This window comes from Streptomyces sp. NPDC026394 (assembly GCF_055567735.1).
In genome coordinates, this window is sequence record NZ_JBVHPX010000009.1 from 310848 (window position 1) to 337008 (window position 26161).

Consider the following 26161-nt stretch of genomic DNA (forward strand, 5'->3'; position numbering starts at 1 on the left):
CGAGACGGGCGCATCATCTTTGTCCCGCGTAGACAGCGAGCGGCAGCCCATCATTCGGCGCTGCGCAGGTGGGCCCAGACGATTTTGCCTCGGTCGGCATCGAGGCAGTAGCCCCAGCGGGTGCTGAGCGCGTGGACGATGTGCAGGCCGCGGCCCCGCTCCGCGAGCGGGTCGTCGGGGGCGGGTTGCGGAGGCTGCGGGCTGGGGTCGTTGACGGCGCAGATGACGTGGGTGGTGGTGGCAGTCAGGCCGAGCCAGGCGTCGCTGCGGTGGTAAGGCAGCGCGTGGAGGCAGGCGTTGGCGGCGAGTTCGCCGACCACTGTGGTGATGTCGGCGTTGCGGGCGGGCAGGTTCCATCGCTTGAGGGTGGTGTGGGTGAAGTGGCGTACGCGGTGCAGGGCGTCCCAATGGTCGGTAAAGCGCAGGGCGGCGAAGAGAGGGGTGCCCAGGCCCATCGGCAGTCCCCAATCGGCCGGTGCGGGGCACGCGATTTCGGTCACCAGTGCGGCCGGTGTGCTGCGGGATGGTAGCGCGAGGGCAGGTTCAGGGCTCACGGACCCTCCGAAAAGAACACCCTTGCGGGTGGCTTCAGATGTGCCTGACGGGGCTAGTATTCCGGCACATTCGCGGTTCGTGCAATTGCACGCAGGGGCTGGGATGGTGCGCCGGCGCACAGCTTCGTCTCGGCACCGCGCCAAGCCGACCTGAGGAGATGGTGACGATGCAGCAGGTCTTCAACGGGATGCCGGCAAGCGACCTGGGCGTGCGGTGGGTGAAAAGCACGGCCAGCGGTGCGAACGGGAACTGTGTCGAGTTCGCGCAGGTCCCCGGGGGTGGCGTGGCGATCCGCAACTCCCGGGATCCGCACGGCCCGGCATTGGTCTATACCCGTGCCGAGGTGGCCGCGTTCCTTGAGGGAGCGAAACTAGGTGAATTCGATTTCCTGCTGGCTGGCTAGAATTCGACTCAGGCGCACCGGCATATGACGGCACGCCCTTGGCAGCGCTGACATACTGGCAGCCCGCCCCAGGTGTGGAGGACGAATGTCGGCCGCCGGATCAGGCCCTCACAGTGCGATAACGAACGTCGCGGCTTTCCAGGCGCCGTCAGCGGGCAATCCTGTTGCCGCGCTGACGGTGCTCGGTGCCTACCTCCGCCATCTGCGCACTGAGCGGGGGCTGACCATCAAGCAAGTGGCGCCGGAGGTGCATGCGTCCATCTCCAAGATCAGCCGTATCGAGGGTGGCGAGCACAGCGTCAAGGACTGCGATGTCTTTGCCCTGCTGTCCTTCTACGAGGTCACCGACTCCGAACACCTGGAGGGCATCCGGGCCCTGCTGGAGGCCTCCCGACGCAACCCGTGGTGGCAGGCGTTCAACGATGTGACACCGGGCTGGTTCCGCCGCCTGATCGGGCTGGAGGCCTGCGCCCAGTGCATCCGCACCTACGAGTGGGAGTACGTACCGGGGCTGTTGCAGACCCAGGCGTACGCGCGGGCCATCGTCGAGCGCGGACTGCCGCCCGGCGCCTCGGCCTACGAGGTAGACCAACGGGTCCAATTACGGCTGAACCGTCAGCTGCTGCTGGACCGCGCAGGGTCCCCCGACGTGCTGGCGCTGATGGACGAGAGTGTGCTGTGGCGCCCGTACGGCGGTCCTGCGGTGATGTGCAAACAGTTGGAGAAACTGCGTGATTTGACCCGCCGCGACGGCATCAACCTGCGGTTCATCCCCTACGAAGCCTGTGTGACCTCGACGTCTCTCACTTACCTGGTCTTTCCGCCTGGCGGCGGCCTGCAGGACTTGATCTACCTGGAGGCCCCCGACCATGCCCGCTACCTGACCAAGCCCGAGGAAGTCCAGTCATACAAGGGGCAGATGGTGCGCCTGCAGCAGGCGGCGGCCTCGCGTGGCGAGAGCCTGGAGTTGCTCGAAGCCGCTATTGCCCGCTACCGGGCCTGACCACGCCGCCCAGCAGGCTGATGGTGGCGACGCGATGCCTTGGGAGCCATTGCGATGCAGCTGCTGCCGACCGGTCCTGCTCGGCGAGTGGCCCAAGGCAAGCACTGGCCCGCCGCCCGGCTGTCTCTCCGGCCGGGAGTGTCAGATACGGGCGATGCCGCCGTATTCGATCCATTCCCGGGTGCGCTGGCGCGGTGCGACCTCAGTGTCCGGGCGCCACGCGGAGATTTCCACCAGATGGCCCGGGTCCAGGATCTCCATGCCGTCGAAATACGCCTCGACCTCGTGAGGCTCTCGTACGCGTCCCCAGTGGCCGTCAGTGTTGGCCAGCATGAGGTCGGTGGCCTTGCGACGCAAGTCAGGGTCCGTACTGGCGAGATGACTGATGACGATGAAGCTGCCGGGTACCAGCCGTCGGGCGACCTCGCGCACCAGGGCGGCTGCGGGTTCGTCGTCGAGGCAGTGCAACACCGAGACGAACAGCGCTGCCACCGGCGCGTCGAAGTCCAGCAGTTGTTGTACGTCGGGGTGGGCGAAGATGTGGTCGGTGTCCGTCATGTCGGCCTGCAACACCAGCGTCTTGTCGTTTTCGTCGAGCAGGGTGCGGCCGTGGGCCAGGACGATCGGGTCGTTGTCGATGTAGACGACGCGGGCGTCGGGGTCGATGCGCTGGGCGACCTGGTGCACATTGTCCTGGGTGGGTAACCCGGAGCCATGGTCGAGGAACTGCCGCACGCCGTAGTCGCGGGCCAGCACGCCTACGGCGCGCTGGAGGAAACGCCGGTTGTTGCGGGCCAGTGCCTCGGTGCTGGGGGCCAGCCGTGACAACTCGATGCAGGCTTGGCGGTCGGCCTCGTAGTAGTCGTGACCACCCAAGTAGTAGTCGTACATGCGGGCCACGCTGGGCTTGGTCACATCAATGCGCCCTAGGTCAAAATCTGGTTTCTCTTCCGGCTTCACCACGTCCCCCTGCCGGCCTGCGGGCCCGTAGGCCCGTCATGGAAGAGCAAGAGGCCATGGTAGGGGCGGCTACCCGCCGCTGTCAGGCCGCGAAGGGGTGTAACGCGCTAGCCCGGGGGCGATTCGGCCACCGCACGGTGGAGACTTTCGACCGTCGCGCCGTGTGGCACCGGTGCGGCGGTCGGCTACCGGGGTGGCAGGCCGGACGCGGCCACTGCGGCGATGTGAGACATGGCCCGGCGGGCACGGGCGAGGCTGGCTCGCACCGCCTCCGGAGCCGTGCCCATCAGGGCTGCCGCACCAGCCGCGGAGAGGCGCAGGCCCTGATGCAGGAGCACCGCGTCGGCCTGGTCGGCGGGCAGCAGCCGGTGAAGGTGGTCGGCCCGCTCCTGACGGTCAGCCGGCAAGACCCGCACGGCCTTCTCGGTGTGCGTCCCCAGTAAACGCCAGGCGAATGCCGGGCAGTTGGCGCTGCGCAGCACCCGCGGCCACAGAACTGCCAGTTCGGTGAAGACAGCCCCGGCCACGGCCGGCGCCAGGCCGGCGTCGTCCGTACGCAGTTGTACGTAGTGCAGGTAGTGCTCGTGGTGCAGTTGGCGAAAGGCGCGCAGCGCCAGGTCGCTGCGCGCGGTCGCGACCGACGTCGCCATCGTGGCGGGCTCCAGGGCGGGCCGGCGGCGGTCCACGGCGGTCAGTCCTCGTCCAGGGCTTCCGAGGGCGCCGGCAGCTTCGTGCGGGCCAGACCACCGGGAGGAAAAACGTCCTGGGCCACGAGGAAGGCGTAATGCAGTTCCTCCCACAGCGGCTGGATGTCAGCGGGGCGGCCGTGCAGCGCGCTGACCAGGCGCGCGAGAAGCTCCCAGTCCGGGACGTGCTGGCCGCGCAGGACCTCGGTGACGGTCACGGCGCTCAGACCACCGGCAGACGCCCCCAGGCGGGCCGCATCGGGGCAGCCGGCGGCCAGATGCAGGCCGCGCAGCGCAGCGCACAGCCGATCCGCCGCTCCAGCCAGGCTGCGCCGACGCGTGCCGCCCAGACCGTGGGCTGCCTCCCACAGATGGCGCACATCGGCCGGCGGCGCCTGGAAGATGCTGGCCAGCATGTGGGTCACCGGCCAGGACGGCAACCGCTTGCCGGACAGGATCCGGGACAGGTACGAGGGTGAAAGATCGGCCTGGCGGGCCGCCTCCTCCAAACTGACCCGGCTGGTCCGCTGCAGCTGAGCCATGGCGGCCGCGAACTGGCGCGCCGGGCACGGTGCCTGGGCTACCGGATGCGTGGCGGTGCTCGCCTGCCCCGGCACCTGACGGCCCGGCGGGTCAGCGATGCGCTGATCACGAGCGCGCCGGGCGAACAGGCGCTTGAGGGCGCTCTCCCCCCAGCGCGACCGTACCGTCTCCACCTCGGCGCACGCGGCGGCCGCTACGACCTCCCAGCCGCAGCCGGCCCTTCGGGCGTCTTGTACGGCTGCGGCCCGGTAGTAGGTGATCTCCTTCGCCAGACGTTCCGCGTGCTCGAGCAGGACCTGCAGCGGAGCCCTGTCATGTTCAGCGTCGACCAGGCGCGCCGCCAGCACTTGCAGGTATTCGGCGATGTCCCGCCCCCACGGCAAGGTCGCCAGAGGCACGCTGACGCGCTGGCCGTCACGCTGACGCTGCGCGCGACGACGACAACTGTGACTGCAGTACTCCTTGCGCCGGCCCGGCCCCGTGCGCTGCTCGAAGGGGGCCTGGCACTGAGCGCACCGGTCGTGTTGCGCAGCCGAACGGCCGGTGGTGTTGAAGCTGCCCATCGTTTCTCCCTCCCCTGGGCTGTTTCGCCCCGCCCCGGGTACGCAAAGTGCACGGCCCGAGGCGACGGCCGGTGACGCGCTGCAGCGGGTCCGGTGGGGCAGCGGGCCAGCCGGATGCCCCACCGGTACGTCAGCGCAGGCGAAGGGATATGCAGGTGGTGCAAGCCCCGGACGCGGCGGTGACAGCAGCAGCCAGAGCGCCGGCCGGAGCGACGGACGCCGCGGGCTCGTGCACCAGCAGCCACGCCGTGACGACCAGGCAGAGGAAGAGCCCTGCCGGGGCCGTGACAACCCGGGCAGCAAGGGGGGCTGTTTCACGAACGACGGGCCGCGGAATGCTAGCGTCGTGCGTTATCAGGAAAACCCAAACGTTCTCCTGGTACAGGCGATCGGGCATACGAATACCTCGCTTGATCGATGCTAGTAGGTGACCTCGGGAAAGACTCGCTACCTGGCCCGAGGTCGTCACCGGAAAGCTATCTCCCGTTCCCGCCTTCCGTCATACGCTTCCCGACCGGTGCAAATGCACGCTGAGCCCGCCCCGTTCGACCTCAGCCCTGCACATAAACTTTCCGTAAGCCGGTCGGGCGGTGCGGCGGAGCGATCACGCCCCGAAATGATCAAAAACGGTCATGCGGGACCTTCAAGCCTTCAGGATTGGCCAATTACCGGCCGTTTGGCGTCACGCCCCCTCCGGATACCCCAGTCGCGGGTACGCGCACCTCGCGTCAACCATTATTGACGCGCCGTGCACACTTTCGAGTGAACGAAGCGCCGGCGGCCCGACCGGCTCCAAGCATCGACGCAGCCACCCGGACCGCCTCGCACTCTGGCGTGCGAGCGCCACTGGGAACCGGCGGAAGCTGAGAGCCGCTGCCCAGAAGTCCGCCGCCACCTCGCCGGCGCCGGCGATGCCCGGCACGTCACCCACGCACTCGCCGCAGCCGGCTGGGACCGCACGTCCGACCCGTTCAGCCCCGAGATCATCCTGGGCAGCCCGAACGGACGGTTCACCCTGCACTTCGACCCGCAGTCCGTCACCTCCGCGTGGTGGCGGCTGCGGGCCGCGCCCACCGGAACCGAACCGGGCTGGTACGCCGAGTTCGGTGAACTCGTGCCCGCCGAGATCCTCGGCCGCCTCACCGACGCCCTCACCGCCCCGCCGCCGCCCCAGCCGCCGGACCCACTCCAGGCCCTTGAGTCGGCGGGATGGCTGTTGAGCGACGCGACCACGGCCCACTCCCCCGACCGCATGTGCCATGTGGAACGCTGTCCTGATCAGGAGGATCTCCGGGGGTTCTGGCACGTCGAGACCTGCGAGCCAGGACACGGCACGCTCCTGGGCCCCCGAATCTGGCACGCCCGCTTCGACGGCCAGGTTCCCGACCATCTCGTGGCCGCCTTCATCACCGGGCTCGCCGACCCTGCTCCGCTCCAGCGCGGCATGTTCGACCGCACCGCCCACCACAGCGTCGTGCAGGAACCAAGCCCGCACACGCCCGAACAGGTCGTCGCCGCCCACGCCAACCGGCTCAACGCCATCCGCGCACAGGCCCGCGCCACCCGCCGCCAGCAACCGGCCCGCCCCACCACGGCCTCGCCGATGACCGGCGCCGCCACCCGTCCGGCCGCCCGCCGCTGACCCGTTAGGACTCCACCGTCTCCCCCGACCACACCGCTCACCGCGCGTTCCTGCAGCACCTCGACGACTACATCCGCGACAGCAGAGAGATCCTCGACGCCTGGGACGCCTACTCCGACGAGCACACCGACCTCGACGGCTGGCCGCACGACGACCACACCTACGGGCTGCGCCAAAGCCAGCGCGACGCCGACACCGCCGAAGCCTTCGAAAACATCCGCGCCGGCACCCGCCACCTGCTGGCCACCGCCGACACCCAGCTCAGGACCATGCCGACCGGTGCGGTGCAAAGCCACTGGGTGTACCGGCTCGGCATCCTGCACACCGCGCTCGACCGCCTCGACGCCCTGCACGAACAATGGCTGCTCACCCGCGACGGCCTCCCCGCCGGAGCCCGTCCCGGCACCCCCGTCTTCGACGACGCTCTCGCGGAGTACCACGCCGAATCCTGGAGCTACCTGGACGACTGGGCGACCCACGGCCACGTTCTCCAGGACATCAACTCCGCGGCCCGACACACCTCTGCTCCGCTGACCCTACCACCGACTGCGACCGCGGTGCCCGCACCCGACCGGTCCCCTTCGGTACGCAGGTAACCGTACGCCGGCACACGTGATCGTCGCCGTGCCCGATCCGTGGCCCCTTGCCGCGCGTCAGCACCCGCTCAGCGTCCCGGCCGCCAGCCCAGTCTCGTGACGCGCCCGCGCCGGGACCTACCCACTGTGCAGGTCTCTTCCCGCCCGGAAGACCGCCTCCCTGCCCCACCGCCCGTCGCGACGCCCCGCCGAAGAACCCGAGCACCTGCGAGGGCCTCGGCCTGGAACGGCCGCAGTTACTGGTCTCTCCGTCCCCGTCCGGAAGCACATAGCCCCTTTGCCCCCCTCCTCCAACAGCTCCGACGGGTACGACATCGCCTTCCGGCTCCTGCTCGGAGCCCTCGCCATCGTCGTCCCCTTCTCCAACCTTGCCTGGCTGTCCGGCAACATCACCGCCTGCCTCACCAGCCTTCCGTGGGCGCCGTATCAGCCGACCGCAGCCCTGCTCCACCCTGATCAGCTCTGGCCCCAGGCCACAGAAACGTCCCTGCTCGTCGGCGCCCGCATCGTTCCCGCCGCCACCCTCCTCGTCCTCGGTGCCGCAGCCGGCGTCCTGTGGTCCCGCCGCAAGAACCGCAGCGGCAGCCGGAAGAAAAAGATCACCGGCATGGCCAAGGCGCGCGACATCGAACCGCTGATGGCGAAAGCGATCGAAGCCAAGGCACGGACCCTGCGCCCGAGCCTGAAGGACACCAAGCACATCGCCGCCCAGGACACCGGCATCCTCCTCGGCAACCTCCAAGGCACCCCGCACGAGGTGCGGATGGGGTACGAGGACGTCGCCGTCGCCATCATGGCGCCGCGCTCGGGCAAGACGACCTGCCTGGCCGTCCCCGCCATCCTCAACGCCCCTGGCCCGGTCCTGCTGACCAGCAACAAGGCGGCGGGCGACGCCTACACCGCCACCGTGGACGCCCGCTCGCGCGTAGGACGGACGTGGTCGATGGACCCGCAGCAGATCGCCCACGCCGCACGCACCATGTGGTGGAGCCCCCTGGCCACCGCGAAGACCCTGGACGGCGCCAACAGGCTGGCGGGCCACTTCGTCTCCGCCTCGGTGGACGCCTCGCAGCAGGGCGACTTCTGGTCGAAGGCCGGCTCCAACATCCTGAGCCAGTTGCTGCTGGCCGCCGCCCTCGACGAGCGTCCGATCACCGACATCATGGCCTGGCTCGCCTTCCCCGCTGACCGCACCCCGCTGGACATCCTGCGCGACCATGATTTCGCCGCCGTGGCGGCCCAGCTCAAGGGCACCGTCGAAGGCCCGCCGGAGACCAGGGACGGTATCTTCGAAACCGCCCGCCAGTACGCCGCCGCCCTGCTCAATTCGGAGATCGCGGCATGGGTGACACCGCAGAAGGACGTTGCCGAGTTCCAGCCGTCGCGGTTCGTCACCTCCTCCGACACCCTCTACCTCCTCAGCAAGGACGGCGGAGGCGGCGCATCGGCGTTGATCGCTGCATGTGCGGACGCGGTGATGCGGGCCGCGACCGCACAGGCCGAACGGGCCGGAGGACGTCTTGACCCGCCGGCCCTCGCGATCCTGGACGAGGCCGCCAACGTGTGCAAGATCAGCGACCTGCCCGACCTGTACTCCCACCTCGGCTCACGCGGCATCATCCCCATCACGATCTTGCAGTCCTACCGGCAGGGCCAGAAAGTCTGGGGGGACGCGGGCATGGACGCCATGTGGTCCGCCTCGACCGTGAAGGTCATCGGCAGCGGCATCGACGACCCGGACTTCGCGGACAAGCTGAGCCGCTTGATCGGCGACCACGAGGTGGAGACCACCTCCACCTCGCACTCCGAGTCCGGAAAGTCGACCTCCGTATCGATGCGCCAGGAGCGGATCCTGCCCGCCGACGCGATCCGCGCCCTGGCCAAGGGCACCGCCCTGTGCTTCGCCACCGGCATGCGCGCCGCCATGCTCACCCTGCGCCCCTGGTACGCCGAACCCGGCGCCAAGGAGCTGTCCGCCGCCTCCGCCCGCGCCTCCAAGGCGATCACCGCCCGTGCCGTTGCCAAGCACGCCCCCCAGCAGAACGACTACGGCACCGCCGCGTAACCCCTCCCCCCTCACGCCACCCGGTGCCCTCGCCCCTGAAGTTCCTTGGAGTTCGGATTGCAGTTCGTCGACCTGTCCGAGCAGACCCGCGTCCTCGGCCAAGTGGCTCCCACCTTGGAATCGCTGCGAGCGGAGGTGGAACAGGTCCGTGCCGGAGAGACCCCCAAGCCCGTCCGCGAGCTGGCGCCGCTCGCCGTCCGGGCACAGGAGCTGGCGACCCGGTGCACACAGCAGCTCGCGATGCTGTCGACCAGCCAGTACGCGGTCATGAAAGGCGGGCACGAGAACCTCGCCGAACTCGCCGAGGTCTCCGCCCAGGTATCGCTGGCCGCCGCCATGTGCACTCTCGCCATCCACACCCGCACCGAAGTGCTGCTGTATGAGGACGCCGATGAGAGCCCGCAGGCAAGCCGGCGTGTCCTGAACGACGCCGCCGAGAGGATGGATGCCTCTGCCAAGGCGTACCGCAGGCTGGCACATCGGCTCTCCCGTCGCCTGGCCTCCGCCGCCGCCCAACGCGAGGACCAGCAGCTCATCGACCGCGCTCTCGCTGGCCCCGGCGCCACCGCCGCTTCATCCGCAGCAGCGCGTACAGCGGCCAACACCCGGTGCCCGATACCCCCTGGGCCCACAGCCGCCCCAAGAACACGCTGACCGCAACCGGCTCAGCGCCTTCTCCTGATCCGCAGATCATGTCCTGCGCGGGGCTGCCCGATGTTCATTGGGACGACGGACGGCGTACGCACCGTCGCCACCCCAACCGCCAACTCCACAACGGGAACAACCTGCTGACCCGGGCACCGAGTCCGGCGCCAAGAGCTGCCCGCCGCCCCCGCCCACGCCTCCAAGGCCGCCACCGAGCGCGCCGTCGACAAGGCCGCCCCGGCCCAGTCCGGCTTCACCCCGCCACGTGCACCCCCGGCGCCCGCCGTCTGACGCCACCGGCGGCAACTTCGCTACCCGACCACCGCTTTGCCCTTCGGAGCACCATGGCCTTTATCGACCACAACGACGTCGTCATCGGGTCCACCGACGACGGCCACACCTTCGTCCTGCTCAACCGCGCCCTCCCCGCGGCCCAGCGCATCCTGACCGACCACGGCTTCACCGCCCGCCAGCCCAGCATCCCGGGCCGCCCGCTGTATCTGCTGCCGCCCGCCTATGCCGGTGAGCAGGCCCACACCCGCACCGGCGACGCCATGCATTTCCTCTTTCAGCACACCTGGGACGTGTCCGACCTGAGCTGGACCACGCGCTGGAACCCGGACGTGCCGCTGCCCGATCCGGATGTCCACTTCGATGTCTCCGGCGAGCGCGTCACCGCCACCGCCCGCACCGACGCCGCCCGCCGCGTCCTGGCCGGCCACGGCTTCATCGCCACCGAAGACGGCTACGCTCTGCCCGCCGGCACGGACGAGTCCCGGCAGCTCGGCGCGGTCGTCAAGGCGGAGATCGCTCTGTTCATGGAGAACCTGGGCGCTCGCATCGGCCTTGGATCCCGCACCCCCGCCGACATCCCCGCCGCCCCTGCCCGCACCAGCGGCCACACGCGCACACCGCCCGCAGCCCCGGCTCCGGACCGGCCGCGCCGTACGCGCTGACAGCCCAGGCGACGTGCCGAGCAGCCGTCCAGGCCCGTCCCGTTCTGCGCGGCGGGAGTACCACGATCACTGAGAGTCTCACACTTGCGTATCTCCACTCCGCCTCACGGCCACGCGCACCGGCTGTACCTGGCCCAGCTCTGCGACTACCTGCACAAGAGCGAGCAGATCCAGGCCGCATGGGACGCCTACTCCGCCGGGCACAGCGATCCGGAGACGGCCCAGCCGTACGACGCCGACGCCTACGCCCACCGACAGAACCAACGCAACGAGGACACCCTGGGCGCCTTCGGGCGCGTGTACTACCACGCCGATGAGCTGGTGTCCGCCGCGGAGCAGCAGCTCGTCCAGATGCCGGCCTCGGACCATGCGCTGCGCCACGCCTGGCAGCTCGCCCAACTGGGCGTCAGCACACAGCGTTTGTACGAGGCCCACGATGCCTGGCTCGACGACCGTCACAAGCTGCCAAAGGACGCCGTGGAGGGAACCGCGGCGTACGAGGAGCGGCTCGCTGAGTTCCATGCCGAAGCCTGGCCCCACCTTCATCAATGGTCCCTCCACGGCCGGGCCCTCATCGAGGTCAACGAGCTGGCGCACCAGCAGCAGCCGGGTCAGGGCCAGTCCCTCGTCCCCGCCATGGCGAAGCCCGTGCCCGTGGCCTCCGCGAAGCCGTCCGCACCCCGCCGGTGACACCCGTCAACGCCCTACCGCCACGTCAACGTGCCTGTCCCGTACGCCTCCGCGGGCCGCGCACCGAACGGAACCGTCCCGCCGCCGATGACCGCACCCACCGCCCCGGCCGAACAGCTCCTGCTCCTGGGGACCGACTTCGCCCGTCACAACGACTACCTCTCCCGCCTGCAGTTGGACGCTTCCAGTCCCGCGACCGCTCTGACCCAGCAAGCCACCTCCACCCAGCACCTGGCCCGCTCGGCGCTGGACATCATCGATGACCTCAACGCCCAGCCGATGTACCCCAGCCCGGAAATTAGCACCGTGTACGCGCGGGTCCGCCAGCTCGCCCACCTGGCCACCGACGCAGCCGACCACCTCCTGGACGCCGAGGACATCCTCGACGACACCCGGGCCGGCGTTCCCGTCAAGGGCGACGACCCGCTGCTGACCTACCGGCAGGCCCTTCAGATGGCCAACAGCCGCCTCATCCTCGTCCGGGAGCTGACCGCGCTCGGTCCCCAGGACACGCTGGCGGCCGCCGAACTGTTCGTCACCGACCGGCGCCGCCGGGGCGCGACCCCCTCACAGCAGCCGCCTGCCTTCTCCCCCGCGCAGGAGGCCGCGCTGCGTGCGGTGGCGCGCGGCGAGGTGACGATCTTCAACGGCAAGCCGTACCTGCGCCGCGATGACCTGCGCATCACCACCGGCACCCTGCGTTCGCTGGAGGCCCGCGGCCTGGTCGCCCGCGAGGACTGCCCGCTGTGGCTGCACGACGAGCGGGTGCACCTGAGCGCCGACGGCCGCCGCGACCTGGCCGCCACCTTCGGCCGGCCCCCGGCGCCCACGCGCACCGCAGCCCGCCCGGCGCCGGCACTCAAAGCCACCACCAGCCGCTCTCTCTGAGCTCCGTCCCCGGGAGTTCCCATGTCCACCGATGACGCGCCCACCCCGCACGACATCGCCCTCGCCGCCCAGATCCACCCGGACGCCGCGCCCCGCGACGTAGTCGCCAGCTTCAATGTGCGGCGCCTGGCCGACCCCCGTTTCCGCCACCGGGGCTCCGGCGGTCCGGTGACCGTCGTGGCCCGGTCCCTGCACGCCCGGCTGTACGGCCTGCCGGACGCCCCGTCACCGCTGCCCACAGCCCTCGACGAACTCCTGCAAGCCCTCGGGACCGTGAGCACCGGCGATGAGCAGCAGGCGGTGCTGGCCCAGCTTGCCGAACAGCTGCGCAATGCCGCCCAGATCCTCGAATAGGCCCGGGACACCGCTCGCCAACTGCCCGCCCCCGTCTGGGAATGGCTGCGGGACGCCACCGACACTACCCGCCACCTGGCCGACGGCCTCGACAGCGTGCGCCCCTCGTTCACCGCGCCGCAGGCTCTCGCCTCACCGCTTCCGCCGCCGGCGCCCGCCCCGCCCCGCTCCGCCCCCGTCCGGCGCTGACCGCACCCGCGGGTGCCGCCCCCGTACACCGCAAGGACGCCCCATTTCCGCAACCCCCGCCTTCCGATCCCTCTCCCTTGGCGCCGGTGTGCAGTCCAGTGCTCTGCTCGCCCTGTCCGCCGAAGGAACCCTTCCGCGCGTCGACTGCGCGATCTTCGCCGACACCGGCTGGGAGCCGCAGGCCGTTTACGATCACCTCGACCGCCTGGAGAAGGAGATAGCCGAACCGGCCGGCATCCCCATCCTGCGGGTCTCCTCCGGTAACATCCGCAACGACGCGCTCAACCCGGACCACCGGTTCGCTTCCATGCCGCTGCACGTCCTCAACCAGGACGGGCGCCCGAGGATGACCCGGCGCCAGTGCACCGGCGAATACAAGATCAAACCCATCAAGAAGCAGGTCCGCGCCCTCCTGGGCTGCCCGTATCCCCGGCGCATCCCCAAGGGTGTGTTCGTCGAGCAGTGGGTCGGGATCTCCACCGATGAGTTCCGCCGGGCCAAGGACGCCGACGTCGCCTACATGCGCAACCGGCACCCCCTGATCCAGGATGTGAACTGGTCGCGCGCCGACTGCCTGCGCTACCTCAAGCAGCGCGGTCTGGCCGACACCCCGAAGTCGAGCTGTCTGGGCTGTCTTATGTGGAATCGACCGAGTCTAGCTTGGAGCCATGGTCGATGTCCCTTGGGGCAAGTTCCCCACCCTGGCAGCAGGTCGAGAAGCCCGCCGGTGGTTGCAGTTCCTGGCGAACATCGGGCGGGCGCCGAACACAATCGACGCGTACGGCCGCGCGGTGGAGGGCCATCTGCGGTTCTGTGCCGCGGAGGGCGCGGAACCGCTGGACGCGAAGGCGGACACAGTGGCGGCGTGGGTCGGGGAGATGCTGGAGCGCACCCCGGTCCGGCCGCGGCGAGAAGGCGCGACTCTAGCCGGCCCGGGCCTTGCGAACGCGACGGTGCAGCAGCGGCTGGTGGCGGTCCGTTCCTTCTATGAGTTCCTCGTGGAGGACGGGCTGCGGGAGCGGAACCCGGTTCGGCGCGGGCAGGCGGGCAGACGGGGGCGCCGCCCCAAGCGGGGTCTGGTGCGGCGCATCGAGCAGGCACCGTGGCTACCCACGGAGGCCGATTGGCAGCGGATCCTGGAGGCTGCTCGCGCCGAGCCGCTGCGGAACCGCCTGATGGTCTCGCTCGCCTACGACGGCGCTCTGCGGCGTGAGGAACTCGTCCAGCTATCCGGCGACGACTTCGATCCCGCCTACCGTCTGATCCGGCTGAGAGCGGAGACAACGAAGTCCAGGCGGTCTCGGGAAGTCGCCTACGGCAAGGCGACCGGACGGCTGTTCATGGCCTATCTGGCTGAACGACGCAGCTCCGTCGGCAGGGCCGGCGGGCCCCTGCTGCGGTCGGTGTCGAACCGGAATCCGGGTGGTCCGCTCGGAGTATCGAGCTGGTCGAAGATCGTGGAACGTCTCAGCCGCACATCCGGCGTCGATCGCCTTTCCACGCACACGTTCCGGCACTTGCGGCTGACGGACCTGGCCCGCGCTGACTGGACCATCGATCAGATCGCCCAGTACGCCGGCCACCGCGACCTGACCACGACCATGCGCTACATCCATCTTTCCGGCCGTGAGCTCGCCGCCCGCTTCCACCGGGCCAACGCCGCCCTCCACGCTGACCGCGAACGGCTCCTCGCCCGTTGTCTAGTAGGGGTTGATCTTGCAGATGGCAGCTCTGAGCTGCCTGCGGTCTCGCATAGATCCGTGTGACCTTGCATCGAGGGGCGGGGGCGCAGGCCGCTGTGGATGCCGCCGTGGTGGAACACGTTCTGCCGCAGGACGCCATCGAAACGTTGATCCGCGCCTTCACCGACCGCGTCCCGCCCCGCTCCGCCTGACACGCCACCCTGCTTTGGCCCGCGCCCCGGTTCTGCCCGGCCAGCGGTGATCTGCGGGTGGGCGAAGGCTGAGGTGCGGCGCCGGTGTCGCTGGAGGGGCTGCGGTGGTAGTCGACAGGACAGTGCCGTCTTGGAGTAGTCGGGATATGGCGGTGGAGGCGCGGGCGGAGGCTGTGCGGCAGCGGGCGCGGCAGGCTCGTGAACGGGCGGCTGCGTTACGCAGGGCGGTCCGTCCCCTGGTCGAGGAGAACCGGCGGCTGCTGGACGAGCACTGCCGGCTCATGCGGATCCGGCGCGCAGCCCGGCGCCGACGACGCCGGGAAGCCTGACCCGGAACGCCCCACGGCGGCCCGCTGGATGGTGTACGTCGTGCCGTCCGTGCCGGTGCACGCGAACGGGACCTGGTCAGGTGCGTACGCCGGCCCCTGCGCGCTAGACGACAGGGGCCGGCGGTTGCGGCCGTCACGGCGGCCTCCGGGCAGTGCAGCCCGCGACGGATCCGGCGCGGGTGCGCATCGCTGAACGAAAGCGGAGCCCAGAGGTTGGTGGCGGTCCGTGCCGGTGCCACTCTGAAGGCGCGCCCCCCTACGAGGCCGTCGCCGGGCCCTGACCCCGCCCGGCGCAACCACGCCATACCCCCGAATGAAGGATCGAGAGGGAGTGCCATGCCCGCCGAGCAAGAGCGGGTCTCCCGTGAAGAGGAGATCACTTCCGTGCTCGTCGAACTCGCCGACACCCTGGTCGCCGAGTTCGACGTGATGGACTTCCTGCATACCCTGACCGAACGCACCACCCGCCTGCTGCCGGTGGACGCAGCCGGGGTCATCCTGCTGGACGCGCAAGGACGCATGGTCGACGCCACCGCCTCCGACGAACGAACCCGGCGCCTGGAGCTGGCACAGATCGAATGGCAGGAGGGCCCCTGCCGCGACTGCATCCACACCGGTGCCCCCATCCCCGACACCCCTCTCGACACCCACCAGGCCGAAGAGCACTGGCCCCGCTTCACCGGATGGGCCGCCGAACGCGGCTTCGCCGCGGCGGCCGCGGTGCCCCTGCGCCTGCGCGAGACCGCCATCGGCGCACTCAACCTCTTCCGCACCCGCCCCCAGGCCCTGAGCGAGCCGGACCTGCGCCTGGCCCAGGCCCTGGCCGACGCCGCGACCATCGGCATCCTGCAATACCGCGCCATCCGCGACCAGACCCTCATCAACGAACAGCTCGAAGGCGCCCTCGGCACCCGCGTGGTCATCGAACAGGCCAAAGGCATGCTCGCCGAACGCCTCGGCCTGACCCCCGACGAAGCCTTCACCCGCCTGCGCGCCCGAGCCCGCCACCACCAGATCCTGCTGACCGACCTCTCCCACCAGGTCATCAACGGCCAGGCCGATCCCGAACAGTTCACCGCACCACCCGCGTAGGAGCCCGCCCGCTGCCCCGGGCACGGTCAGCACCAGCTCAAGCCCGCTTTCCCGCGATCACACCGGAAGGGCCAGGCAGATGCCCTCGCCCCGTGACCCCCCGACCAGCCCGCTGATGACCGCCCTCCTGGGCTCCCTGGGCAGCCCCCCGGGCCTGGGCCTGCTGCCCGCCGACCGCTGCGCCCAGGCACTCGGCCTGGCCTGCGTCACCATCTCCGCCGAAGCCGGCGGCCACGCCCCCGAACTGCTCTGGCACGCACCCGGCGACCGCCTCGGCACGGTCCTGGAGGACCTGCAGTACACCCTCGGCGAAGGCCCCACCCTCGACTGCGTACGCCACGGCCGGGCCATCTGCGAATCCGACCTGGCCCGCCTGCCAGAGACCCGCTGGCCCGCCTTCCTGCCCGAGGCCCTGCAGGCCGGGGCCCGCGCCCTGTTCACCTTCCCACTGGCCATCGGGGCCGTCCGGCTCGGCGCCTTCACCGGCTACCGCACCCGCCCCGGCCCCCTCACCCTCCAGCAACAGCTCGACACCGGCGCCTTCACCGACACCGCCACCTTCCTGCTGCTGGCCCTGCTGCCCGGCGCCGACGGCCGCCGCGATCCGACCACCGACCTCGCCACCCTGCACCGCGCCGAGATCCACCAAGCCTGCGGCATGCTCGCCGTCCGCCTCCACCTCCCCCTCGACCAGGCCCTGCTCCTGCTGCGCTCCCACGCCTACACCACCGGACGCCCCATCCTCGACCTCGCCCGCGACATCATCGACCACCGCAACCCACCCGGCCTGACAGCCCCCACATGACACACCAATCAGCAGACTGGCCGCGCCAGAAGGCCGAAGACGCACGGCCAGGCCGGGCAGATCCGGACCACACCAGTCAGTGCGGGTCGTCACTACCCAGTCAGCGAAGACTCACGGATGCAGCGATGAGCAAGAACGGACACCCGTCTGCTGGGGAGACCGTGAACCGCACCTCCGGCCACCGACTGACCATGCACCTGCTGCCCGATCTGGCCCCGAAGGAGGTGACCGCCCTGGAGCACATCGCCCCGTTGAAGGCGATGCACGCCCGCTCGGCCGCAGATCTGGCCCGCCTGATCATCCCGATCGACACGGTCACCACCGCCTGGGATCCCAAGAAGGCACGCTCGGCCAGGTTTCGCCTGCTCAAGGAGGTCCACCGATGGCACAGGCCGTACTGGACCTGGGACGAGGCGACGTGGGCCGCAGCCGCAGCGGACGCGGGGGACTTCCGGTTTCATGTGGTGGCCCTGGGCCACCAGCTCGGCGGTCACCACCGCCTGCACGCCGCCGCGGGCATCACCAGCCTGGCCCGTCTCGCGGACCTCGTCTTCGGCCCGCAGACCATCCAGCCCGCGGTCGATGCCATCGCAGAGACCCTGACCGCCTGGCGCAACTCCACTCACCTGCTGCCCTGGCAGGTCCGCAACACGACCATCGACGTGCTGCTGAGCAACAACAGCCCCCACCTTCAGGACCTGCACAGACCTCTTCTGGAGGACCTGTTGGAACACTACCGCTCCACCGGCGCGACGAGCCGCCGCCGCGGCTTGTTCAAGATCTCCCGGGTCCTTGCCGACAAGGGCATCATCTCCTCGCCGCTGCGCCCCAACCAGGACAGGGCCGGGCCGGAGGCCGCGGCCCTGGCCACGGTCCCACCGCCGTGGCGGCATGCGGCCCTGCGGTGGATGCGCCTGGTCACCCACGAACCCGGGACCAAGCGGTCGATGCTCTCCGCCATCCTGGTCGCCGGCCGCTGGGCAGCAGAAAGGCACCCTGAGGCCGTCGCTCCCGAGCACTGGACACGTGACATCGCGGCCGAGTACATCGCCGACACGATGACCGCCAACGTCGGGCAGTGGGCCGGGCACAGCCGCAACCGCTCCCGCTTCGGACAGCCGCTGAGCCCGCGCGGGAAGGCGACCCGCATCGACAGCCTCCGCGGCTTCTTCAATGACCTGAGCGAATGGGAGTGGATCAAGCCGAGGTTCGACCCACGGCAGGTGCTGAGCTTGCCGCTGTCGCTCCGCGCCCTCCTGGTCCCCAACCCGCGGATCATCGACGACGCCACCTGGGCCAAACTCATGGCCGCGGGCCTGACCCTGAACAGCGAGGACCTCAAGCCCTACGGCACCCCGCGGGCCCGCTTGGCGGGCTGGCAGGCCACCTACTACCCCATCGAGATGGTCCGGGCCATGGTCGGCGTCTGGCTGTTCGCCGGCTGCCGCATGGACGAGCTGCGCCGCCTCGACCTGGACTGCATCACCTGGGACGAAGGAACCGACGAGCGGACCGGCGAGACCTACCCGATCTGCCTGCTGCACATCCCGCAGAACAAGACCAGCGGCCCCTTCGCCAAGCCCGTCGACCCGCTGGTCGGGGAACTGATCGACGCCTGGAAACTCGTCCGCTCACCCCAGCCCGACCTCGCGGACCGCAAGACCGGCCTGTCCCGCCAGTACCTCTTCTGCCACCGCGGCCAGCCGGTGGGCAACGCCTACCTCAACGAGAACATCATCCCGGCCCTCTGCCAGAAGGCCGGCATCCCCGCAGAAGACTCCCGCGGCGCCCTCACCAGCCACCGGGCCCGCAGCACCATCGCCACCCAGCTCCTCAACGCCCGCGAGCCCCTCACCCTCGGCGACCTGCAGCAATGGCTCGGCCACAAGCACCCGGCCAGCACCCGCTACTACGCCAAGATCCTCCAACGCACCCTGACCGCCGCCTACCGGAAGGCCGACTATTTCGCCCGCAACATCCGCACCATCGAGGTCCTCATCGACCGCGACAGCATCCTGACCGGCGCCGCCGCCGGCGGCGAACAGCCCTGGAAGTACTACGACCTGGGCGATGGCTACTGCAGCTACGACTTCTTCGCCAAGTGCCCCCACCGCATGGCCTGCGCCCGCTGCCCGTTCTACGTCCCCAAGGAGTCGGCCAAGGGTCAGCTCCTCGCGGTCAAGGACGGCATCAACAGGATGCTCGAACAGGTCGACCTCACCGACGACGAACGCGAAGCCCTCGAGGGCGACCGCGACGCTGTCACCGCCCTGGCCCAGAGGCTGGCCGATATCCCGACCCCCGCGGGTCCGACACCACGAGACCTCGGAACCACTACCGCCTTCATCCCCCTCACCCGGCTGACAGACACGAGCAAGCCGGGCCAGGAGCCGACTGGTCAAGAAGGCCAGTCGCCGCCCTGAACCCGTGCGTGAAAGTGCTCGTCGTGCCACCCGTCGGCATGCAGCAATGCCTCGCGCATCGTTCCCTCCAGCCGGAACCCTGCCCTTCCCGCGGTCCGACAGGATGCCGTGTTCGCGACCGAATGAACGATCCGCAGACGGTGGAGACCCAGGTCCTCCAGGGCCCAGCGGCTGACATGAATGGTGGCTTCAACCATCAGCCCGCCCCCGCGGCCGGCAGGGAGCAGCCAGTACAGGAACTCGCCCTGCCCACCCGGTAGGTCGAGGCCGGCAAGACCGATCAGCCCCAGGACTTCGCCGCCCTCCAAGGCGACGGCCCGGATCGCGGCGTCTTCACTCTGCCAGGGGCCCCGCCACTGGTTGATCTTCTCACGGGCCGACTCGACCGTCAGATGCGCCGGACGGTTCCAGCGCCGGACGTCTGGGCCAAGGCACGACTGAGCGAGCGCGCCAGCGTCCCTCACCTCCCACGGGCGCAGCTGCATGCCGCTGGCAAGCCGGAAGACCGGCTGCTCGCACTCTCACTCATCCGGCCGGGAGCAACCACCGGCGGTATCGGACTGACCATCCGCCCATGATCACAAACCATTCCTAACCAACACCACACGAAAGGGCACACCCCTGTCTCGATTCTCAATAACTTGCCCCTTCCACGGCAACGCCCAGTGGCGGCACATCCGGGACCACAGCCCGGCCGAGTGGGCCGACGTCGTCGCCTTCGACGCGGCCATCCGCGGCGGCAACGCCCGCGCGAACGCCTGTGGCAACCGGCTGCTCGGCCAGGCATTCCTGCACCGCTCCCGCGTCCCGCTCGACCAGGCGCCCATCGACCACGCCACCGCCGCCGAATGGGCCGCCCGCCAGACCGAACTCGGCGACCAAGGCCCCGTCCATGAGGGCCTCGTCGCGCTGGAGGAGGGCGTGGCCGACGGCTGTTCGCCCTGGGCCTGCCGCGGCGAGCAGCCGAGGCAGGACGACTTCGGGCTGGCCGCGTGATCCTGGATATGTTCGCCGGCCCCGGCGGCTGGTCGTACCCCCTGTCCGTGCTGGGCATACGGGACATCGGCCTGGAGTGGGACGCGTGGGCCTGCCGCACCCGCGCGGCGGCGGGCCAGTTGACGCTGCGTACCGATGTCGCCCGCTATCCGGTGGGGCCGTTTCTCGGCCGCTGCACGGGTGTGATCGCCTCGCCTCCGTGCCAGGCGTGGTCGATGGTCGGCAAGCGGCTCGGTCTGCTCGACCAGCCGCTGGTCCACCAGGCCGTCGCCGATCTGGCCGCCGGACGTGACACCCGCGAGAAGCTGCTCGGTGCCTGCCGGGATGTGCGTTCGCTGCTGGCCGCCGAGCCCATGCGCTACCTCCATGCGCTGAACACGGTGGGCGAGCCGGAATGGGTGGCCATGGAGGAAGTGCCCGATGTCTTGCCGCTGTGGAAGCAGTACGCGGCCATCCTGCGCTCGTGGGGGTTTTCCGTGTGGTGCGGGATTCTCAACGCGGCCGACTTCGGGGTGCCCCAGACGCGGCGGCGGGCGATCCTGCTCGCCTCGCGTACCCACCCCGCCGTACCGCCGGAGCCCACGCACGCCCGCGTTCCGGAACCGCCCACGCTCTTCGGCCCCGGCCGGGCCCGCTGGGTGTCCATGGCCGAGGCGTTGGGCTGGGGCGCCACCGACCGGCCCGTGCCGACCGTGTGCGCCGGGGGCGGACCCGGCGGAGGCCCCGAACCCTTCCCCTCCGGCTCGCGCAAGACGCTGGCCGACGCCCGCGACCGCGGCACCTGGCAGCACCCGCCCCGCACCCGTCGCACCGGCGGCCCGGCCGGCACCGCCCCCGCAAGGACGTGGTCGCTGCGCACCAACAGCCAGGCCAACGCCACCATCCGTCGCGCCGACGAGTCGGCCGGGACGCTGTTCTTCGGGCACCGCGCCAACGAGTGCGTCTGGGTCGCCGAACCCGCCCACACCACAGCGGCGGACGGGGACGCACCCGCCCCGGAGGCCATCCGCATCACCGCCCCGGAAGCGGGCGTACTGCAGACCTTCCCCGCCGACTACCCGTGGGCCGGCAACAAGGGCCAGCAGTTCTCCCAGATCGGCAACGCCGTCCCGCCCCGGCTCGCCGCTCACCTGCTGGCCCCGCACCTCGGCCGCACCCTCGGCCCCGACGACTTCACCCTGGCCGCCTGATGCCCTTCACCTCCGCGCCCTCCGAGGGCACCGGGCTGGAAAACACGCAGCCCCCGGCGCCGGTGCACTACGCCGAGCAGGCCCTGCTCGGCGCCCTCCTCCTCGAACCAGCCCGCCTGGACGGACTCGGCTCGCTGGCTGCCGAGCATTTCGGCGACCCTGCCCACAGCGCCCTGTACACAGCGATGCGCACCGCTGCCGTGCCTGGCGCCGACGAGTACCGCACGGCCCCGGTGTGGTTGCGCCGTGTCCTGGACGCTGCCCAGCCCCAGGCGCCTGGGCTGACCGCCTCCTATCTGCACAGTCTCGTGCACCGGTGTCCCTGGCCCGGGCACGCGGCGGCCTACGCCCGGATGATCGAAGCCGACTACGCCCGCCGCACCCTGCGCGAGCACGCCGAGCGCCTCGCCCAGGCCGCCACCGACGGGTCGCTTCCCGACCCGGCCGCCACCGTCCTGGCCCGGTGCGACGCCCTGTCCGGCTTCCTGGACACCCTGTCGGGCCGGTTCGCCCCGCACCCCGGCTCGCTGCCCCGCACTCCGCAGCCCCCGCCCGCCCGGCCCACCGTCGGCTGGGAAGCCCGGGAGGAGGAACAGGCGCTGCTCGCGTGTGCGACCGCGCAGCCCGCCAGGCTGCGTCAGATGCGCTGGCTGCAGCCCGACGACTTCGCCCTGCCCCGGCACGGACAGCTCTTTACGTGCCTGACCGCACTGGTGCACCGCCGCGAGCCCGTCGACGCGGTCACCGTGCTGTGGGAAGCCCAGCACCAGCACCTGCTGACCGCCGACTTCACCCCCGCCGACCTGCTCGGCCTGCTCACCACCCCGGTCGGCACCCCCGAACACTGGGGCGAGAAAATCCTGCGGCGCGCCCTGCTCGCCCAGGCCCACACCACCGCCCAGTACATCCAGGCGTTCACCGACGACGCGGCCAACACCCCGCACCAGCTCGCCACCGGCAGCCGCCGCGCCCTGGCCGACCTGACCGCCCGACGCACCCGCTGGCAGCACGCCACCCACACCCCCGCCCCGCCCCGCACGCCGGCCGTGCCCCGCGCCGGTCCCCGCCTGCGGACCACCGCGGCCTCACCGGTCACCCGCGTCTGGCGATAACCCACCCTGCCCGGCCGGGCCGCCGCGTCCAGCCGACCCAGAAACGAGCACCATGGCCCAGCCCGACACCGCCGCCCACGTCCGCCTCGACCGCCACCCCCAGCACACCTCCGCCGTCACCGCCACCCTCACCGGCTCCTCCCCCACCACCGCGCGGGCCCTGCTGAGCGTCCACGGCTTCCGCGCCACCGGCGAACGCACCCTGGTCCTGGCCCGCATCGACCACGAGGAACCCCACTACGCCCAGCAGGCCGCCCACGCCCTGCGCGCGGCGGGCCTCACCGTCGAGATCACCACCATCCTCCAAGAGGACATCGACACCGAGTGGGACTGGACCGGCCATCCCCTGCACTGGCTGGACCGCGACGAGATACGGGAGGTCTCCGACCAGGCCCAGCAGATCCACGACGACATCGTGTCCGGACGCCTGATCATTCACCTGCACGCCCACGACGGCTGGACCACCGTCGCCGTCGGCACCTACCGCGACGGCCACAGTGTCCACCTGCACGGCGAAGACCACCTGCGACAGATCGCCCTGGACTTCACCAGCGCCGCAGAAGCCATCTCCGACTTCGAGCGCCTCCACGGCGCCGCGGTCCGGCCCGGCCCGGCCCCCGCCACCGACACCGAACACGCCGCCGCACAGGCCCTGACTCCTGTACGCGAGGCGCAGTCAGAGACCGAGGCACACGAGGCGGCGCCCCGGACCGTTCCCGTCTACGCCGCCGATGCCGGCGACCACGAAGCGCTGCTGGCCGACTTCCTCGACAACCATCACGACTGGGAGAAGTACCGCACCTGGAGCGACGAGACGACCATCGCCAGCCACGAATCCCTCACCCGGCGGGCCGGTTCACCCACGAGGCCGCCCCCAGGGACACGGCTTGGGCCTTCGCCGTCTACGACTCTCCCGTCGGCGAGCGCCTCTGGCACGCCACCGCCAGTGCCCGTACGCCTGCGCCCCTCGTCCGCATCCTGCTCGACACCCTCGCCTCCCCTGACGCACACCGCCTGGGGCACGAGGGCACGGGGCCTGGACACGTCCGCGTCGCGAGTCCCGAACCGGACCTGGCCCAGGCGGCCTCCGCCTTGCTGAAAGCGGGCTGGCAGCAGACGAGCTACACCTGGGGGATCCAGTGGACACCGCCCAACGGAGACGGCGCCGGCCTGCGCTTCGACGCCCGCACCACCCGGAGCGCCGAGAACCTGCCGGGCTGGACCGCCTGGGCCGGAACCAGCATCGACCGGCCCACCTGGCGCTTCCGCCTCTCACCGCGCATCCCCGCCACCGCCCTGCAGGAACTCGCGCACGAACTCGCGCACGGGCGCGTCACTCGTCGGCTGCCCTCCACCGGCGCACCGCGACGGACCCACCACACCGCACCGGCCCCCGCCCTCCCGCCCCAGCCCCCTACACTCCGCACCTCCCGGACACGCTCGTAAGAAGGCGAAATCACGGCCCCGATCGCCATAGGTCGGGGCCGTTTCCGTCTGGCACCTTCGTCACCAGCACGCTGAGCCCGGTGAGGGTGAACGCTGGCAAGGTGGGGCCCAGTCAGGAGCCGAGAACCTGTCAGGCGCGAGGCCGGACCACGGCGTCTACGGTCAGGTGGATCAGGCGGCTGCCCAGCGCGGAACCGGCGCCGAAGGCGAGGCCGCCGCAGAACATGACGGTGGCTGCGGCGCCACCCCACCGCGCCGTGGACCAGGGCCGCGGTGCGCGCTGCGACGGTGCTGGGTTCGCCGGCGGTTTCCGCAGGGGTGGCGGCGGTGCCAACGCATCTGGTGCGGGGGTCTGACTAGTCTGTGCGGTTGCAGGCTGGACGGGGACGGGGGTACGGCGGATGCGGGGGATGTGGCTCACGGTTGCGACCTTGGCGAGCTGCCTGCTGACGGTCTGTTTCTCCCAGGCCAGGACGCGCAGTTCACCGAGAGATGCGAGAGGGGCGAAGGCGGCGTCGCCGGAGGCGACGGTGAAATGGCGTACGCCCTGGGCCGCGGCCTGGCGGGCACGGTTCAGCAAGACCTTGTCGGCGGCGTCGGGCCCGGTCCCGGCGGACAGCACCTTCACGCCGCGGTCGGTCAGGACGCGCATGACATCAGGCCGGATGCGTCAGGGCGAGCAGGCGGCGACGACGAGCGCCTCGGCGGGGGTGTGCTCCAGCAAGGCGGTCAGGCGGACGAGGGCCACAGAGGGCTGGGCGCGGGCGCCGATCGCATTCTCGATATCGATCAACACCAGGACAGTCTTGTGCGGGCGGAGGGTGGTCAAGGGCTGCTGCCTTCACGCGGGCGAAGATGCGGGAGCCCCGCATCTCCTTGAGGTCGAAGATGTAGTTGCGGGGCCATTCGGGGCCCCGCCCCGTGAACGAGAACGAGCCCACCATGGCAACCGTCACCGGACTGATCGACGCCGGCCTGCTGGCCCGGCCCGCCCCCCGGGGCAGGGGTTACTGACTTCGGCTCGTCAGGGTGATCTTCGCCGAAGTTACTGATGGGGCTGGGGTGTTGGCTGTATTCCGGGGTGTGTGAGATACGCGGATGGGGGTGGGTTGACTGTCATGGGGCGTCAGCGCCGGGAGTCGCTTCGGATGCAGGCGGCTGAGATGTTCGAGCAGAAGGTCAAACCGCCGGAGGTCGCACGGCGGCTTGCGGGTGAGCCGAAAATCGGCCTACCGGTGGCAACAGCTGTGGCGGGAGGGCGGCGTGCAGGGCCTGGCCTCGCGTGAAGCGAGCGGGTCGCGGTGCCGTCTGTCCCCGCGCTGCCTGGAGAAGCTGGCCATGTACCTCGAGGAGGGGCCGGCCGCCCACGGCTGGGGGGAGGACCAGGTGTGGACCGCCGCTCGGGTGGCCACGCTGATCGGCAGGAAGTTCCACGTCTCCTACAGCGTCTCCGGCGCGACTCGGCTGATGCACCGGCTCGGCTTCTCCCCGCAGGTGCCCGCCCGGAAGGTGGCCGAGCGCGACGAGCAGGCCGTCACCGTGTGGAAGGAGGCGACCTGGGCCGAGGTAAAGGGCCCGGGCGGTCTGCGGGGGCTACCTCTGCTTCGAGGACGAGGCAGGCTTGACCCGCAAGCCGCCCAAAGGACGCACCTGGGGCCGGCGCGGCGTGACGCCGGTCGCCACGGTCAGCGGACGCCGCTCGGGGCGGTTGTCGGTGGCCGGGCTGATCGCGATGCGGCCGGGCTCGCATAACCGACTGTGCCACCGGCTGATCTGTCACCCGTCGGGCAAGGGCAAGCGCCGCAGCATGGGCGAACGCGATTTCATCGCGCTGATCGACGGCGCCCACCAGCTCCTCAAGGCGCCGATCGTGCTGGTCTGGGACCGGCTCAGCACCCATGTCTCGCGTGCAATGCGGAAGTTGATCGACGAGCGCGAGTGGCTGACGGTGTTCCTGCTGCCTGCCTACTCGCCCGACCTGAATCCGGTCGAGTGGGTATGGGCGCACGTCAAACGCAGTCTGGCCAACCTCGCTGTCGTTGCCCTCGACCGCCTGGAGACACTCGTCCGCAACCGGCTCAAACGCCTCCAGTACCGGCCTGGCACCCTCGACGGCTTCATCGCCGGAACCGGCCT

At 70.6% G+C, this 26161-nt stretch carries 26 protein-coding genes and 3 pseudogenes; 21 read left to right on the forward strand and 8 right to left on the reverse strand.

Translation table 11 applies throughout. From position 1 onward, the window contains the following. Positions 1-50: 50 nt before the first annotated feature. On the reverse strand, positions 51-554 hold the full coding sequence (locus tag ACZ4QV_RS22785; RefSeq protein ID WP_361638532.1) for an ATP-binding protein: 504 nt from the start codon (positions 552-554) through the stop codon (positions 51-53). Positions 555-721: 167 nt separating this feature from the next. Between ACZ4QV_RS22785 and ACZ4QV_RS22790 the strand changes: the two genes are divergently transcribed. Together ACZ4QV_RS22790 and ACZ4QV_RS22795 are read left to right on the forward strand one after the other, a co-directional pair. Further along, positions 722-958 carry a DUF397 domain-containing protein gene (locus ACZ4QV_RS22790; protein WP_361152097.1) on the forward strand — a complete coding sequence of 79 codons (237 nt, stop codon included), beginning with the start codon at positions 722-724 and terminating at the stop codon, positions 956-958. 85 nt (positions 959-1043) lie between these two features. Continuing rightward, positions 1044-1961, forward strand: a complete 918-nt coding sequence (locus ACZ4QV_RS22795) for a helix-turn-helix domain-containing protein (RefSeq protein WP_361152095.1) — start codon at positions 1044-1046, stop codon at positions 1959-1961. Between the two features lie 141 nt (positions 1962-2102). Here the strand turns inward: ACZ4QV_RS22795 and ACZ4QV_RS22800 are convergent, their stop codons facing one another. The 3 genes from ACZ4QV_RS22800 to ACZ4QV_RS22810 form a co-directional block, all read right to left on the reverse strand. After that, positions 2103-2882 (reverse strand): SAM-dependent methyltransferase, encoded by a 780-nt coding sequence (locus tag ACZ4QV_RS22800; RefSeq protein WP_361152709.1) that lies wholly within the window; start codon positions 2880-2882, stop codon positions 2103-2105. A 224-nt stretch (positions 2883-3106) separates the two neighbouring features. Beyond that, the gene (locus ACZ4QV_RS22805) at positions 3107-3607 is read right to left on the reverse strand and encodes a sigma factor-like helix-turn-helix DNA-binding protein (protein ID WP_361152092.1); all 501 of its coding nucleotides are present in this window, start codon (positions 3605-3607) and stop codon (positions 3107-3109) included. Positions 3608-3612: 5 nt separating this feature from the next. Then, positions 3613-4713, reverse strand: coding sequence for a helix-turn-helix transcriptional regulator (locus ACZ4QV_RS22810; protein WP_361152089.1), 1101 nt, complete (start codon positions 4711-4713; stop codon positions 3613-3615). 988 nt (positions 4714-5701) lie between these two features. On the opposite strand from ACZ4QV_RS22810, the gene ACZ4QV_RS22815 reads away from it, so the two are divergent. From ACZ4QV_RS22815 to ACZ4QV_RS22880, 14 genes and pseudogenes are all read left to right on the forward strand, one after another. Continuing rightward, positions 5702-6355, forward strand: a complete 654-nt coding sequence (locus ACZ4QV_RS22815) for an SPDY domain-containing protein (RefSeq protein ID WP_467763352.1) — start codon at positions 5702-5704, stop codon at positions 6353-6355. Between the two features lie 269 nt (positions 6356-6624). Beyond that, the gene (locus tag ACZ4QV_RS22820) at positions 6625-6951 is read left to right on the forward strand and encodes a hypothetical protein (RefSeq protein ID WP_467763337.1); all 327 of its coding nucleotides are present in this window, start codon (positions 6625-6627) and stop codon (positions 6949-6951) included. A 277-nt stretch (positions 6952-7228) separates the two neighbouring features. Beyond that, positions 7229-9016 carry a type IV secretory system conjugative DNA transfer family protein gene (locus tag ACZ4QV_RS22825; protein WP_467763338.1) on the forward strand — a complete coding sequence of 596 codons (1788 nt, stop codon included), beginning with the start codon at positions 7229-7231 and terminating at the stop codon, positions 9014-9016. A 45-nt stretch (positions 9017-9061) separates the two neighbouring features. Next, the gene (locus ACZ4QV_RS22830) at positions 9062-9670 is read left to right on the forward strand and encodes a hypothetical protein (protein WP_467763339.1); all 609 of its coding nucleotides are present in this window, start codon (positions 9062-9064) and stop codon (positions 9668-9670) included. 335 nt (positions 9671-10005) lie between these two features. Next, positions 10006-10617, forward strand: coding sequence for a hypothetical protein (locus ACZ4QV_RS22835; protein WP_467763340.1), 612 nt, complete (start codon positions 10006-10008; stop codon positions 10615-10617). Positions 10618-10701: 84 nt separating this feature from the next. Then, the gene (locus ACZ4QV_RS22840; RefSeq protein WP_467763341.1) at positions 10702-11307 is read left to right on the forward strand and encodes a hypothetical protein; all 606 of its coding nucleotides are present in this window, start codon (positions 10702-10704) and stop codon (positions 11305-11307) included. An 87-nt stretch (positions 11308-11394) separates the two neighbouring features. Further along, the gene (locus ACZ4QV_RS22845) at positions 11395-12195 is read left to right on the forward strand and encodes a hypothetical protein (RefSeq protein ID WP_467763342.1); all 801 of its coding nucleotides are present in this window, start codon (positions 11395-11397) and stop codon (positions 12193-12195) included. A 21-nt stretch (positions 12196-12216) separates the two neighbouring features. Continuing rightward, a complete protein-coding gene (locus tag ACZ4QV_RS22850; RefSeq protein ID WP_467763343.1) occupies positions 12217-12549 on the forward strand; it encodes a hypothetical protein in 333 nt (110 codons plus the stop codon). A gap of 292 nt (positions 12550-12841) precedes the next feature. After that, positions 12842-13372 (forward strand): annotated as a pseudogene (locus ACZ4QV_RS22855) (adenine nucleotide alpha hydrolase family protein); the annotation flags it as partial. A 34-nt stretch (positions 13373-13406) separates the two neighbouring features. Further along, positions 13407-14504, forward strand: a complete 1098-nt coding sequence (locus tag ACZ4QV_RS22860) for a tyrosine-type recombinase/integrase (protein ID WP_361638552.1) — start codon at positions 13407-13409, stop codon at positions 14502-14504. Beyond that, positions 14501-14632, forward strand: coding sequence for a hypothetical protein (locus ACZ4QV_RS22865; RefSeq protein ID WP_359295344.1), 132 nt, complete (start codon positions 14501-14503; stop codon positions 14630-14632). The genes ACZ4QV_RS22860 and ACZ4QV_RS22865 overlap by 4 nt, the downstream gene beginning before the upstream one ends. A gap of 665 nt (positions 14633-15297) precedes the next feature. Continuing rightward, positions 15298-16053 carry a GAF and ANTAR domain-containing protein gene (locus ACZ4QV_RS22870; RefSeq protein ID WP_361638554.1) on the forward strand — a complete coding sequence of 252 codons (756 nt, stop codon included), beginning with the start codon at positions 15298-15300 and terminating at the stop codon, positions 16051-16053. 115 nt (positions 16054-16168) lie between these two features. After that, positions 16169-16858, forward strand: a complete 690-nt coding sequence (locus tag ACZ4QV_RS22875) for a GAF and ANTAR domain-containing protein (protein ID WP_361638556.1) — start codon at positions 16169-16171, stop codon at positions 16856-16858. A 125-nt stretch (positions 16859-16983) separates the two neighbouring features. Continuing rightward, positions 16984-19281, forward strand: a complete 2298-nt coding sequence (locus tag ACZ4QV_RS22880) for a tyrosine-type recombinase/integrase (protein WP_361638558.1) — start codon at positions 16984-16986, stop codon at positions 19279-19281. Here ACZ4QV_RS22880 and ACZ4QV_RS22885 read toward each other — a convergent pair. After that, complete coding sequence (locus ACZ4QV_RS22885) at positions 19257-19766, reverse strand: GNAT family N-acetyltransferase (protein WP_361638560.1); 510 nt, start codon at positions 19764-19766, stop codon at positions 19257-19259. The genes ACZ4QV_RS22880 and ACZ4QV_RS22885 overlap by 25 nt on opposite strands. A 148-nt stretch (positions 19767-19914) precedes the next feature. Further along, entirely contained in the window at positions 19915-20163 is a 249-nt protein-coding gene (locus ACZ4QV_RS22890) for a hypothetical protein (RefSeq protein WP_467763344.1), read from the reverse strand. 110 nt (positions 20164-20273) lie between these two features. Here ACZ4QV_RS22890 and ACZ4QV_RS22895 point away from each other — a divergent pair, with 110 nt between their 5' ends. The 4 genes and pseudogenes from ACZ4QV_RS22895 to ACZ4QV_RS22910 all read left to right on the forward strand — a co-directional run bounded on the left by ACZ4QV_RS22895 (position 20274) and on the right by ACZ4QV_RS22910 (position 24025). After that, on the forward strand, positions 20274-21467 hold the full coding sequence (locus tag ACZ4QV_RS22895) for a DNA cytosine methyltransferase (RefSeq protein ID WP_467763345.1): 1194 nt from the start codon (positions 20274-20276) through the stop codon (positions 21465-21467). After that, positions 21467-22579, forward strand: coding sequence for a DnaB-like helicase N-terminal domain-containing protein (locus ACZ4QV_RS22900; protein ID WP_467763346.1), 1113 nt, complete (start codon positions 21467-21469; stop codon positions 22577-22579). The genes ACZ4QV_RS22895 and ACZ4QV_RS22900 overlap by 1 nt, the downstream gene beginning before the upstream one ends. 324 nt (positions 22580-22903) lie before the next feature. Then, positions 22904-23524, forward strand: a pseudogene (locus tag ACZ4QV_RS22905) (hypothetical protein); the annotation flags it as partial. A gap of 147 nt (positions 23525-23671) precedes the next feature. Further along, entirely contained in the window at positions 23672-24025 is a 354-nt protein-coding gene (locus tag ACZ4QV_RS22910) for a DUF317 domain-containing protein (protein ID WP_467763353.1), read from the forward strand. A 130-nt stretch (positions 24026-24155) separates the two neighbouring features. On the opposite strand, the gene ACZ4QV_RS22915 is transcribed toward ACZ4QV_RS22910, so the two are convergent. Beyond that, the gene (locus ACZ4QV_RS22915; protein ID WP_361638568.1) at positions 24156-24677 is read right to left on the reverse strand and encodes a hypothetical protein; all 522 of its coding nucleotides are present in this window, start codon (positions 24675-24677) and stop codon (positions 24156-24158) included. Positions 24678-24695: 18 nt separating this feature from the next. Then, positions 24696-24821, reverse strand: coding sequence for a hypothetical protein (locus ACZ4QV_RS22920; RefSeq protein ID WP_361638570.1), 126 nt, complete (start codon positions 24819-24821; stop codon positions 24696-24698). A gap of 289 nt (positions 24822-25110) precedes the next feature. Between ACZ4QV_RS22920 and ACZ4QV_RS22925 the strand changes: the two are divergent. Continuing rightward, positions 25111-26161 (forward strand): annotated as a pseudogene (locus ACZ4QV_RS22925) (IS630 family transposase); the annotation flags it as partial.

What these genes read in the sequence shown, in the direction of transcription:
- ACZ4QV_RS22790 (WP_361152097.1), top strand. Translation starts at nt 722, where the DNA reads ATGCAGCAGGTCTTCAACGGGATGCCGGCAAGCGACCTGGGCGTGCGG.
- ACZ4QV_RS22795 (WP_361152095.1), top strand. Translation starts at nt 1,044, where the DNA reads ATGTCGGCCGCCGGATCAGGCCCTCACAGTGCGATAACGAACGTCGCG.
- ACZ4QV_RS22810 (WP_361152089.1), bottom strand. Translation starts at nt 4,713, where the DNA reads ATGGGCAGCTTCAACACCACCGGCCGTTCGGCTGCGCAACACGACCGG.
- ACZ4QV_RS22820 (WP_467763337.1), top strand. Translation starts at nt 6,625, where the DNA reads ATGCCGACCGGTGCGGTGCAAAGCCACTGGGTGTACCGGCTCGGCATC.
- ACZ4QV_RS22835 (WP_467763340.1), top strand. Translation starts at nt 10,006, where the DNA reads ATGGCCTTTATCGACCACAACGACGTCGTCATCGGGTCCACCGACGAC.
- ACZ4QV_RS22845 (WP_467763342.1), top strand. Translation starts at nt 11,395, where the DNA reads ATGACCGCACCCACCGCCCCGGCCGAACAGCTCCTGCTCCTGGGGACC.
- ACZ4QV_RS22850 (WP_467763343.1), top strand. Translation starts at nt 12,217, where the DNA reads ATGTCCACCGATGACGCGCCCACCCCGCACGACATCGCCCTCGCCGCC.
- ACZ4QV_RS22860 (WP_361638552.1), top strand. Translation starts at nt 13,407, where the DNA reads ATGGTCGATGTCCCTTGGGGCAAGTTCCCCACCCTGGCAGCAGGTCGA.
- ACZ4QV_RS22870 (WP_361638554.1), top strand. Translation starts at nt 15,298, where the DNA reads ATGCCCGCCGAGCAAGAGCGGGTCTCCCGTGAAGAGGAGATCACTTCC.
- ACZ4QV_RS22875 (WP_361638556.1), top strand. Translation starts at nt 16,169, where the DNA reads ATGACCGCCCTCCTGGGCTCCCTGGGCAGCCCCCCGGGCCTGGGCCTG.
- ACZ4QV_RS22880 (WP_361638558.1), top strand. Translation starts at nt 16,984, where the DNA reads ATGAGCAAGAACGGACACCCGTCTGCTGGGGAGACCGTGAACCGCACC.
- ACZ4QV_RS22885 (WP_361638560.1), bottom strand. Translation starts at nt 19,766, where the DNA reads ATGCAGCTGCGCCCGTGGGAGGTGAGGGACGCTGGCGCGCTCGCTCAG.
- ACZ4QV_RS22900 (WP_467763346.1), top strand. Translation starts at nt 21,467, where the DNA reads ATGCCCTTCACCTCCGCGCCCTCCGAGGGCACCGGGCTGGAAAACACG.
- ACZ4QV_RS22915 (WP_361638568.1), bottom strand. Translation starts at nt 24,677, where the DNA reads ATGCGCGTCCTGACCGACCGCGGCGTGAAGGTGCTGTCCGCCGGGACC.